Here is an 11,584-nt window from a genome sequence, read left to right as displayed (position 1 = left end):
GGACATTTCTACTTTGGTAGAATAGGACATTTCTATTTTGGTATTACAGCATCCTGCGAAACAGACTGTGTCATAATAGAAAAAGCAGAAAATAATCCATACCGCATCACTGGAAAGCCCAATAGAATCATCCTGAGCCTGTCGAAGGATGCTCCGATATGTCCTCAAATAGTACAACAGCCGCATGACATGTAATAGTTCGTTATGATTTAAGAATATCGCCAGACTAAATAGGGGTTGCCTTGGCTCCACTCATAATCGTAGGAATCCTTCGACAGGCTCAGGATGATTCGACAGGCTATTGTGACACAATCTGAGAGCAGGAATGACAGATAAGGGAACCCGCCTCCTGTCCCCTCAGCGATAATAAAAAAGGTATTTAAAAAATATTTTTTTGTCACCTATTGACAAAACAAAAAATATCTGTTTATACTTCTATATAGCGTTATGTTGAGATTAAGAGGCGATAAGAGGCGGCGGTGAAGTGTAGCGCGGATGGTGCAGCTCGGGTAGTTCGCGTCTGGGTACTGTTGGCGCGGGATATGGCATGGAGTCGGGTGTGCGTCAAAAAAAGTTAGAAGTGCTTAATTTGCTATTGACAAATGCTTTTGATGGGGTATACAATATCTCAAGCAGCACTGGTGCAATGGGTGCATTGGTGTATATATGGAGCGGAAATATGGAGTTGGTAGAGGATAATCTTTGAGAAAGGGAGGTGAACACAAGAGGGATTCAACAAGCCTGCGTAGCAGGTGATGATTTGCTTACTTGTTAGGAAGAAAGTAGCTACACTAAAAAATTTAGGAGGATTGTAATGAAGAGAAGTTTAACTTATGTATTAGTATTAGCCGTTATGTTGACGGCGCTCGGTATCTGGGGAATCAATACCGACACGAAGACGGCGACTGCGGCCGATACCGTTTCTTACTGGCTGCCTTATTTAACAACGGACACAAACGCACCGGTGTATTGTATGGTCTCGAATATGGGCAGCGTTGGGGCAGTTAGCGGCTCGGACGATAACGTGACCAGCATTAACTTCACCGTTATGGCAAATTCGACGGGAAACACTGACAGATACGCGAGTAATGCTGCCAGCGCCCTGAGTTATCAGAGGATACCCATCAGGAGGACAAGGCTGTTGTCGTTCTCTGGACAGACCGTAGTTCTGGATGGTACGCAGATAATAGACCTTACGACGTCGACCAATGGAGGTACTAACAATACCGGTACTGGCTCAGTGGCAGGCTTCGGCGGCAGACTTGACTTCATCTCGTCTACTGCTATTGGATTGTCAGGCTCTAACGCCAATCGTTCGACATTTAACTGTACAACGATGAATATGGCGTGTTACCAGGGTACCACGTCTCCTAAGCGTAACGTTGTGGGTTACCAGTGTTCAGATTCTGGAGCGGTGAATACTTCCGGTATGATTCCAGGCCTGTACCCATACTAAAAACAGTATCAATGTAGCATAACTAAAAAGGCAGGGCGGTATGCCCTGCCTTTTCTTTTTTTGATATAGGGATGCTCCTTCTTCCCATGGCCGGAGTTCAGAAGCCGCCAACGAGGGGATGCTCCCCCGTCTTGGCTATAGGTAAAGCATATGCGAGATTACGGGGTGAAGGGGAGTTACTCCCCTTCGTCTTTAATTCTTAATTTTTGTGAGTTTGTCCTGATCAAAGATTTTTCAGATTTCGCTATTTCTATGCGTTTTGTGTATAATAGGAGTTTGCCAATAAAGATCCCGTAAACATGAAAATGGACGACAATAAAATTTGGTAACTGAAAACATAAGGAATTTCTCGATAATTGCCCACATTGACCACGGCAAGTCTACGCTGGCCGACAGGTTTTTAGAGCATACCGGCGCGTTAAGCCGCAAGGAACTCACCAAACAGGTGCTCGACTCAATGGACCTGGAAAAAGAACGCGGCATTACTATCAAGGCTCATGCCGTCAGGATTATCTACGAGGCCGACAACGGTCTGAAATATTTCCTGAATCTGATAGATACGCCGGGACATGTGGACTTTTCTTATGAGGTATCAAGGAGTCTGGCCTCATGTGAGGGTGCCCTCTTAGTTGTTGACTCCACTCAGGGGGTTGAGGCGCAAACCCTCGCCAACACATATCTTGCCCTCGACCACAATCTTGAACTCCTGCCCGTGATAAATAAAATTGACCTGCCGCAGGCCGAACCAGAGCGTGTCGCCGCGCAAATAGAGGAGATAATTGGCCTTGACTGCTCGGAGGCCCTGATGGCGTCGGCCAAAAATGGTATTGGCGTAAAAGAGATTCTTGAGGCCATCGTGAAAAAGATACCCCCGCCCACCGGGGACGCGGGGCTGCCTCTTCGGGCCTTGATCTTCGATTCGTGGTTTGACAGCTATAAGGGGGTCATCGTCATGGTCAGGGTCTTTGACGGCACACTTACGAAGGGGACGCAGATAAAGATGATGTCAACCGGCAAGGTATTCGAGGTCATAGACGTGGGGGTGTTTACGCCAAAGCTCCTCTATACTGAGGCGCTGGGACCAGGCACTGTGGGATTTATATCGGCAAATATGAAGACAGTCGGGGACACGAAAATCGGGGATACGATAACCTACGCCCAGGGTGGCGCCTCTGAACCCCTGCCCGGTTATAAAGAAATAAAACCAATGGTATTTTGCGGTATCTACCCCACTGAGACACACGAATATGAAGAGCTAAAGGATGCCCTGCTAAAGCTCGGCCTTAACGACGCCTCGTTCAGCTATGAGCCTGAGACCTCCACAGCGCTTGGATTTGGCTTCAGATGCGGATTCCTCGGCCTCCTTCACATGGACATCATAAAGGAACGGCTTGAGCGCGAGTTTAATCTGTCGCTGTTAAACACTGCACCCACAGTTATTTACAGGGTTACAAAAAATGATGGCGATGTGGAGATGATAGATAATCCAACACAACTACCCGAGAGTTTTGTTAAAATAGAGGAGCCGTTTATTCTGGCGACGATTTTCGTGCCGGAGAGATTTGTCGGCAATATTTTCGACTTGTGCCAGGACAAAAGAGGCACACAGAAGGAGTTCACTTATTATGGCAAGGACAGGGTGATGGTCGCATACGAGCTGCCGATGAACGAGATACTGTGGGATTTTTTCGACAGATTGAAGTCCATATCAAAGGGCTACGCCTCAATGGATTATGACTTCATCGGCTACAGGGAAGCTGATTTGGTCAAGCTCGACATCCTGATAAACGCAAAGACCGTTGATGCCCTTTCGCTCATAGTGCACAAGGACAAGTCCTATCACAAGGGGCGGCAGATTGTGGAAAACCTGCGCAAGGTCATAGAGCGCCAGCTCTATGAGATAGCTATACAGGCGGCCATAGGCAGGAAGATAATAGCCAGGGAGAGCGTAAAGGCCATGAGAAAGGATGTGCTGGCCAAGTGCTATGGCGGCGATATTACAAGAAAAAGAAAATTGTTGGAAAAACAAAAGGAAGGTAAAAAGCGAATGAAACAAATAGGTAACATAGAGATACCACAGGAGGCCTTTTTAGCGGTTATGAGGATAGACAAATGAAAAAAACTGTTTTCAGGGAATACTCAGAAGCAATTGTAACCGCCCTGTTACTGGCCCTTGTAATACGCGCGTTTGTGATTCAGGCATATAAAATCCCCTCAGGCTCAATGGAGACGACCCTGCTGGTAGGTGACCAGCTCCTGGTGAATAAGTTCATCTATGGCATAATGATTCCTTTTACTGACACTAAAATTCTCATGTTCAATCAGCCCAAAAGGGGTGATATAATAGTGTTCAAGTATCCCGAAGACGTCAGCAGGGATTTTATAAAGCGTGTCATAGCCGTAGGCGGAGATGTCGTTGAGGTAGTAGATAAAGAGGTCTATGTAAACCACGAGAAGCTCGTTGAACCATTCACAAGGCACACGGACACATCAATGAGAAACGGTATTCCCCCGCGCGACAACATGGAACCAAGGCGAGTCCCTCAGGGTAAGCTCTTTGTCATGGGCGACAACCGCGACAATAGCCAGGACAGCCGCTTCTGGGGCTTCGTAGATCTGAATCTTGTGCGTGGAAAGGCCCTGATTATTTATTGGTCATGGGATAATTCTCAAAATATAAACTGGTATGACCATATCAGATTTAATCGTATCGGGAGGCTGGTGAAATGATAAGAAAGAATATGTTGAACAACGAACTCGGCGGCGGCGGTATCAAGGCAATCATTGTGATAGCCATTATAGTGGCCGGGCTGTACTCTGGATACAAGTTCGCAATGCCGCACTTCAAACATAATACGATGATGTCGGAGGCGAAAGAGATAGCCAGGCTGGGACAGGATAAAGAAAAAACCCTTGAGCTGGTGAACGAAAAGGTACAGGAAATAGGAATCCCCGTAAAGAAAGAACAGATAGACGTCACATTCGACAGAGAAAAGAAGATTGTGACAATAAAAATGGCGTGGAACGTAGAGGTTGACCTCATGGGCTTCTATAAGAAAACCCTTTTCTTCAGGGTTGACGTAAAAGAATAATAATGTTCACGGGGATAACTCTATCCATAGGCGAAGTGGCCTCAATGAAGAGGAAACACGGTGTAACCGAACTGGTGGTCACTGATGCTGTCATATCGCAGGACGCGCAAGTCGGCGACAGTGTGTCAGTGGATGGCGTATGCCTTACGGTGGCCAAAAGGGAAGGGGACAAGATGTTTTTTGACGTTTCGGATGAGACCCAAAAAAGCTCAGGGGCGGGTGACCTGCGCCCTGGTGCAAAGGTAAACCTTGAACCGGCTATGGCGGCTCTTGGCAGGTTCGGCGGGCACTTCGTCACCGGACATATAGACGGCACAGGGACTATCGAATCGAAACGCGCGGCAGGGGGGGGGGTCATAGAGATACTCATTCAAGCCCCGCCCGTGATTCAAAAGTACATCGTAAAGAAGGGTTCAATAGCGGTGGACGGCGTCAGCCTGACGGTTGCGGACGTGTGGGTGGGCGGGTTTTCCATCGTTATAATCCCCCATACTTCGGGCGTAACGACACTTGGGGCCAAAAATCGGGGCGACAGCGTCAACCTTGAGACAGACATTATAGGCAAATACGTCGAAAAGTTTGTCGCCGCGTATTCGGGAAACAGCGCCGGAGGCGGTGCGAATTTATTAAATAAATTAAGAGAGGAAGGTTTCACAAGATGAGGACCAGACATTCGTTTAACACAATAGAAGAGGCAATAACAGACATAAAAGAAGGGAAAATGGTAATCCTCATAGACGACGAGGATAGGGAAAACGAGGGTGACCTCTGCATTGCCGCTGAGAAAATCACCCCCGACGTGATAAATTTTATGGCCATGTACGGCAGGGGGCTGATTTGTCTTAGTCTTAACGCCGAGAAAGTCGAAAAGCTAAACCTCCCCATGATGACAAGCAACAATACCTCGTCCTTTGGCACGGCCTTCACGGTATCAATAGAGGCCAGAAAGGGAGTCACCACGGGCATCTCTGCCGCTGACAGGGCAAAGACTATTCTTACCGCAATCAATCCCGACTGCCGCCCTGAGGACCTCGCCCGTCCGGGACATGTATTTCCTCTTAGGGCCAAGCCCGGTGGCGTCCTACAAAGGGCGGGTCAAACTGAGGGTTCTGTTGATCTGGCAAAACTTGCGGGTCTTATCCCCGCCGGTGTAATCTGCGAGATACTCAACGACGATGGCACTATGGCAAGGGTGCCGCAGCTTATGGACTTTGCCTCCAGACACCAGATAAAAATCGTTACAATAGAAGACCTCATTGAGTATAGGCTCAAAAACGAGAGGTTGATAAAACGCGTTGCAAACGTAAAATGTCCGACAAGATACGGCGGCGACTTCAGGGCTATCGCATACGAAAACGCCGTGGACGAGCATGTCCATCTCGCCCTTATAAAGGGTAATATCACGGCCGATGAGCCTGTGCTTGTGCGTGTACACTCAGAGTGCCTCACCGGAGATGTGTTCGGCTCAAAGCGCTGCGACTGTGGGCAGCAGCTCCAAAGGGCAATGGAGATAATAGACAAAGAGGGGCGCGGCGTGGTACTGTACATGAGACAGGAGGGACGCGGCATTGGCCTCGTCAATAAACTCAAGGCATATGAGCTTCAGGACCAGGGGCTTGACACCGTAGAGGCCAATCTTGAGCTGGGTTTTAAGGATGACCTCAGAGACTATGGAATTGGGGCACAGATACTCGTTGATTTGGGCGTCAAGCAGATAGCCCTGATGACAAATAACCCAAGGAAAATAGTTGGATTAGACGGCTACGACATCGAAATAGTAAAGCGCGTTCCTATTGAGATAACCCCGTGCGATAAGAATCTGGTTTATTTAAAGACGAAAAAGAAGAAAATGGGACATATCCTGGATAAGGTATAGGACAAAGGAGAAGCAGATGAACATATACGAAGGAGACATAAACGCGAAGGGTTTTAGATTTTGCCTTATCGTAAGCCGCTTTAACGATTTTATTACAGGCCGCCTTCTTGAGGGGGCAATAGATGCCCTTACAAGACATGGGGCAGACAGCGCTGACATATCAGTAATAAAGGTGCCCGGGTCGTTTGAGGTGCCGCTGATTGCCAAAAAAGCGGCCGCATCAAAGGCCTATGACGCGGTTATCACGCTGGCCGCTATTATCCGCGGGGCAACGCCGCATTTCGAGTACGTAGCCGCAGAGGCGTCAAAGGGAATAGCCGCGGCCTCAATGGACACCGGAGTGCCCATAGCCTATGGCATAATAACCTCAGACACCATAGAGCAGGCAATTGAGCGCGCCGGAACCAAAAGCGGCAACAAGGGATGGGATGCGGCCATGACGGCAATAGAAATGGTCAATCTCATGAAGAAACTCTAAGCCGTGCGCCTATGACGAGAAGACAAGCACGGGAATACGTCTTGCAGGCACTGTTTCAATATGAATTTACGAAGTCTGTCTCCGGCAGACAGGAGATAAAGGAGGGGCTTGTCTATAAATCCCCGTCAGACGATATACTCGAATTCATAGAGGACCTCATAGGAGGGGTAATAAAACATTTGGAAGAAATTGACGATATCATACAGTCGGTCTCAAAGCATTGGGAACTGCAGAGGATTGCCTCCGTAGACAGGAATATTATCAGATTTGCCGTGTATGAATTACTCTACAGGGCGGACATACCGGCAGCGGTTACTATTAACGAGGCCGTGGATATAGCAAAAAAGTATTCAACCCTTGAGTCTTTTTCATTTATTAACGGCATACTGGACACAATTGCGCACGCTAACACCCCGGACAATGCCAAACCGTCGGCAAGGGAGTGCAACAAATGACACGCTACGCGGTAATCTCCGATGTACACGCAAACCTGCACGCACTCAATGCGGTTGTCCGTGACATAGAAGGCCGCGGGATTGAGGAGATTTACTTCTCCGGCGACATCGTCGGCTATGGCCCGAGGCCAAACGAGTGTATAGATATAATAACGCGGCGCTGCAAGATACTCATCGCCGGCAACCACGACTGGGCGGTCGTGGATTATACCGACACCGAGTATTTTAACGAAATCGCCATGCGTGCCATCGAATGGACGAGGGAGAAACTCACGGACAAACATATGGACGACATAAGGGCGTTTAAACTATTCAAATCCGACCCGGCACGCGATGCGATGTTTGTCCACGCCACGCCAAAAGACCCCGATAATTGGGACTATATCTTTTCGCTGACAAACGCGGCGGCTAACTTTCAGAGTTTTAAACAAAAATTCTGTTTCGTAGGCCACAGTCACACGCCTGTTATAATAGAACACTCTGGCCCCGGCGAGATGTCAACTATATGGGACAAGACTGAAATAAATGAAACAAGCCGTTACATAGTAAACGTGGGAAGCGTGGGGCAGCCGCGCGACGGCGACACGCGCGCCTCATATGTGCTCGCCGATGACACAAACATTGAAATAATCCGTGTCCCATATGACATACAAAAGACCCAGGAGGAGATGGCAGAGGCAGGGCTGCCTGCAAGGCTCATTGAGCGCTTGTCATTCGGGCATTAAAATCATACGCAAGGGGTTATTAAAACACAAATAATATGATAGAACGATATACGAAAAAAGAGATGGGGCAGTTGTGGACGCTTGATGCCAAGTACAGGAAGTGGCTTGAGGTGGAGTTGGCGGTGTGCGAGGCATGGGCTGAAAAAGGAGAAATCCCCGACGCGGCGCTGAAAACAATTAAAGAAAAGGCCGGATTCGATGTCGGGCGCATTGATGAGATTGAGGCCGAGGTCAAACACGATGTTATTGCCTTTCTCACCAGCGTTTCAGAGCACGTTGGCCCGGAATCCAGATATATCCACAAGGGGCTGACCTCGTCTGATGTCCTTGATACCGCTAACGCCCTGCTTATGCGGGACGCCGCGGATATTATCATAGGCGATATTAAGTCCCTCATGGAAGTCCTCAGGGAACAGGCCATTAAATATAAAAACACCCCGTGCATAGGGCGAAGCCACGGCATTCACGCCGAACCGATGGTGTTTGGCCTGAAATTTGCCCTCTGGTATGAGGAAATGAAGAGAAATCTTCAAAGAATGGAAAGCGCGCGTAAGACGATAAGCGCGGGGAAACTCTCCGGCGCCGTAGGAACATTTTCCAGCATAGACCCCGATATAGAGACTATAGTGTTAGAAAAACTTGGCCTTGTCCCCGAAACTGTGGCAACTCAGATAGTCCAGCGCGACAGACACGCGGAGTTTATGACAACGCTTGCCATAATTGCCTCGACAATTGAGAAAATCGCCGTAGAGCTAAGACACCTCCAGCGCACGGAGGTACGCGAGGCTGAGGAGCCATTTTCTGTGGGCCAGAAAGGCTCATCCGCAATGCCGCACAAGCGCAACCCCATAGGAAGCGAAAACCTCACCGGCCTTGCCCGCGTCGTACGCGGCAACGCGATGGTCGCCATTGAAAATGTCGCCCTGTGGCATGAGCGCGACATCAGCCACTCATCAGTGGAGCGAATTATCATTCCGGACAGCACAATTCTCATTGACTACATGCTGGTACGCCTGAAGGGAATCCTGTTGCGACTGGTAGTCTATCCAGAGGCGATGCTTAAAAATCTCGAACTAAGCCACGGGCTGTATAATTCACAAAAGGTGTTGCTGGCGCTTACAGAATCGGGAATGACCAGAGAGGACGCCTATGCGGAGGTCCAAAAGAAGGCCATGGAGAGCTGGGCGGAAGGCGCGAATTTTAAGGAACTCCTGCAAGGAGGCGAAGCGATTAAGGCTTATCTGTCGGGCGGAGCGCTTGATAAACTGTTCGCCTTAGACGACTATCTCAAGCACATTGACTTTATATATAAACGTGTGTTCGGAGACAAATGATTCAGACGAACTATTTGAAAAATGAGTAAATTTGCCATGATTATGTTTGCCCTTAAGGACTGGATTCCAGCTTGCGCTGGAATGACAGCTTAAGGGAACGCGGTATGATGACAATAACAGAAAGCCTTTTCCTTATGTCTGTCATTCCTGCGGAAGAGGGAAAGCGGTAATGACAATAGCAGAAAGCATTTTTCCTATGTCTGTCATTCCTGCGGAAGCAGGAATCCAGAGTGTTGCAGATGCAGATAATAATTGGGTCGGAGGGGGACAAAGACTCTGACGCCTTCCGCGAAACGCCCTAAGACCCATTTTCTGAACAGGCCAGCCGTCTATCGTCTCGGTACGAAGTGGGCAGGGCACCTGCCTATGCCCTTTGCCTACGCAATAGCCGACGCTGCCGCAGGGGTGAGCCTTCTCCTCTACCCAAGGGCGCTGAAAAACACGATTGAAAACCTTCGCATGGTCTTACAGGGGGAATCACAGGGGTCACTTGCCGCCTCAGCCCGTAAGCTGTTCAGAAACTATGCCAGATACCTTGTTGATTACGCTATGTTTGCCTTTCTGCCAGAGGATGAAATTCTCAAAAAGATAGTCTCCTTTGAGGGAAAAGACATTCTTGATGCAGCAGTCAACCAGGGCAAGGGCATCATCCTTCTGACAGCGCACATGGGAAACTGGGAACTCGGCGGGCTTTTTCTGAACAGTCTTGGCCTCAGTATAAACGTCCTGACAAATAGAGACGAAAATCCTGGGGTAGACGAGGCAAGGACGCGATATAGACAAAGACACGGCATAAAAACGATAACAGTGGGTGTGTCAACCCCCTTGTCGTCGGTGGAGCTGGCCGGGGCGCTGTTCAGGGGCGAAGTCGTCGCTATGCTCATAGACCGTCATAACCCGCTCATGGGAAATATTGAGATAGAGTTTTTCGGCAAAAAAGCAGATTTCCCCGCAGGCCCGTTCATATTAAGCAAGATGACGGGCGCTCCAATAATTACGGGCTTTGTCGTCATGGAAAAAGACGGCTACAAGGGCATAATAGAGGGGCCTTTTACCGTGAATAATGATATTGATGGGGCCGCCCGTAAGGCCATAGAAAGCCTCCAGCGCAATATCGCAAAATATCCCTGCCAATGGTATAATTTTGACATGGGAGGCGCGGGTAGCTTAGGACATGGAATCGCAACCCTTACCGAATCAACTATTTGACAGGTTTCATCACGGCGCAAGCAGTGGAATGAGATTGATAGTCAAAGATTAGTCTCCATCGGAAAATATCTCTTTACAGAGTTTACAAAATCCTCGACCTTCGGAGAGCAGCTGCCGGTTGTTCCATTATAGACAAAGACACAGTGCTTTAAAATATCACGCCCTATCAATGCGATAAAGCCTTGTTCTTTTAGTTTGCTTCCAAATACTTTATAGACATTTACCTTTGTTAGATTACTAAGGGTAATTCTTAGAGAGAATATATCCTGTTCTGCGCTTCCTTGAGGTGTAAGCACTTTCCCTCTGTCTATCGGAATAATCCGAGAGATTTAATTATAGCATCATCAACTGCGGTTATTGTTGCCCCAGTGTCTATTAATCCCCATCCGGTAATAGCCGGTGGTATGACTATTTCATTTTGCATCATAAATGTTTCCATACTGAAGGGTATTTCGATTTTTACAGGCATAACAGGGCCTCTAGCCAATAACAAATCGGGTGGAGCAATGTTTACCAATGGTTCAATTGAAATAATATTATGAGTGGGTACGAATCAAACCAAGCGTCAATGCAGGCAACACGTAAGGAATTTCTTGCCTTACTATCTGTTTTACGAGAAACGACTGTATGCCAAACCTTTTCACACCTTCATCGTATGCCTCTTCAAACGTTGTGAATGTATTGATTAACTGATTATCCTTGACAAGAGCGTACTTTCCCTCATAGTATTTAAGCCACTCCTCAAGGTTTTCTTTAAAATATACCAATTCACAATCTAATATAGCCATACGTTTATTATAACTCAAACATGTCATCATGTCAACCCATGGTCTGAAATATTTACGGAATAAATGAGTTTGAGAAAAACAGATGCCAGATGAGCTTCCCTATAACCGACATAGAGAAGCGAAACATACATGAATAGAGTCAATCTTCGCCCCCGCCCATGAAAATTGCAA

15 protein-coding genes are annotated in these 11,584 nt (G+C 47.9%); 12 read left to right on the top strand and 3 right to left on the bottom strand.

Annotated features, from left to right (window positions below):
* From AB7D94_RS13690 to AB7D94_RS13635, 12 genes are all read left to right on the top strand, one after another.
* Positions 1-195: hypothetical protein (locus tag AB7D94_RS13690; protein ID WP_420266475.1), on the top strand; the 195-nt coding region annotated here is incomplete at its 5' end.
* Between the two features lie 619 nt (positions 196-814).
* Entirely contained in the window at positions 815-1,456 is a 642-nt protein-coding gene (locus tag AB7D94_RS13685; protein WP_420266474.1) for a hypothetical protein, read from the top strand.
* Between the two features lie 322 nt (positions 1,457-1,778).
* Positions 1,779-3,572: a translation elongation factor 4 gene (gene lepA / locus AB7D94_RS13680; protein WP_420266473.1), complete on the top strand. Its 1,794-nt coding sequence runs from the start codon at positions 1,779-1,781 to the stop codon at positions 3,570-3,572.
* Positions 3,569-4,186 carry a signal peptidase I gene (gene lepB, locus AB7D94_RS13675; protein WP_420266471.1) on the top strand — a complete coding sequence of 206 codons (618 nt, stop codon included), beginning with the start codon at positions 3,569-3,571 and terminating at the stop codon, positions 4,184-4,186. The genes lepA and lepB overlap by 4 nt, the downstream gene beginning before the upstream one ends.
* Positions 4,183-4,548, top strand: coding sequence for a hypothetical protein (locus AB7D94_RS13670; RefSeq protein WP_420266469.1), 366 nt, complete (start codon positions 4,183-4,185; stop codon positions 4,546-4,548). Before lepB ends, AB7D94_RS13670 begins: the two co-directional genes overlap by 4 nt.
* Before the next feature lie 44 nt (positions 4,549-4,592).
* Complete coding sequence (locus tag AB7D94_RS13665; protein WP_420266468.1) at positions 4,593-5,210, top strand: riboflavin synthase; 618 nt, start codon at positions 4,593-4,595, stop codon at positions 5,208-5,210.
* Positions 5,207-6,424, top strand: coding sequence for a bifunctional 3,4-dihydroxy-2-butanone-4-phosphate synthase/GTP cyclohydrolase II (locus tag AB7D94_RS13660; RefSeq protein WP_420266467.1), 1,218 nt, complete (start codon positions 5,207-5,209; stop codon positions 6,422-6,424). The genes AB7D94_RS13665 and AB7D94_RS13660 overlap by 4 nt, the downstream gene beginning before the upstream one ends.
* Before the next feature lie 16 nt (positions 6,425-6,440).
* Positions 6,441-6,902, top strand: a complete 462-nt coding sequence (gene ribH, locus AB7D94_RS13655) for a 6,7-dimethyl-8-ribityllumazine synthase (RefSeq protein WP_420266466.1) — start codon at positions 6,441-6,443, stop codon at positions 6,900-6,902.
* A gap of 11 nt (positions 6,903-6,913) precedes the next feature.
* Positions 6,914-7,357, top strand: coding sequence for a transcription antitermination factor NusB (gene nusB, locus AB7D94_RS13650; RefSeq protein ID WP_420266465.1), 444 nt, complete (start codon positions 6,914-6,916; stop codon positions 7,355-7,357).
* Positions 7,354-8,082 (top strand): metallophosphoesterase family protein, encoded by a 729-nt coding sequence (locus AB7D94_RS13645; RefSeq protein ID WP_420266464.1) that lies wholly within the window; start codon positions 7,354-7,356, stop codon positions 8,080-8,082. The genes nusB and AB7D94_RS13645 overlap by 4 nt, the downstream gene beginning before the upstream one ends.
* Before the next feature lie 35 nt (positions 8,083-8,117).
* Complete coding sequence (purB, locus tag AB7D94_RS13640) at positions 8,118-9,416, top strand: adenylosuccinate lyase (RefSeq protein ID WP_420266462.1); 1,299 nt, start codon at positions 8,118-8,120, stop codon at positions 9,414-9,416.
* Positions 9,417-9,668: 252 nt separating this feature from the next.
* Positions 9,669-10,625: a lysophospholipid acyltransferase family protein gene (locus tag AB7D94_RS13635; RefSeq protein ID WP_420266460.1), complete on the top strand. Its 957-nt coding sequence runs from the start codon at positions 9,669-9,671 to the stop codon at positions 10,623-10,625.
* 41 nt (positions 10,626-10,666) lie between these two features.
* Here the strand turns inward: AB7D94_RS13635 and AB7D94_RS13630 are convergent, their stop codons facing one another.
* The 3 genes from AB7D94_RS13630 to AB7D94_RS13620 form a co-directional block, all read right to left on the bottom strand.
* A complete protein-coding gene (locus tag AB7D94_RS13630; protein ID WP_420266459.1) occupies positions 10,667-10,921 on the bottom strand; it encodes a hypothetical protein in 255 nt (84 codons plus the stop codon).
* Positions 10,922-10,932: 11 nt separating this feature from the next.
* A complete protein-coding gene (locus tag AB7D94_RS13625; protein WP_420266458.1) occupies positions 10,933-11,094 on the bottom strand; it encodes a hypothetical protein in 162 nt (53 codons plus the stop codon).
* A 67-nt stretch (positions 11,095-11,161) separates the two neighbouring features.
* A complete protein-coding gene (locus tag AB7D94_RS13620; RefSeq protein ID WP_420266457.1) occupies positions 11,162-11,443 on the bottom strand; it encodes a hypothetical protein in 282 nt (93 codons plus the stop codon).
* Positions 11,444-11,584 lie beyond the last annotated feature (141 nt).

Source organism: Candidatus Magnetominusculus dajiuhuensis (assembly GCF_046044395.1).
Taxonomy (GTDB): domain Bacteria; phylum Nitrospirota; class Thermodesulfovibrionia; order Thermodesulfovibrionales; family Magnetobacteriaceae; genus Magnetominusculus; species Magnetominusculus dajiuhuensis.
Note: the sequence above shows the minus strand (reverse complement) of the source record. Positions and strands in the feature narration are given on the sequence as shown.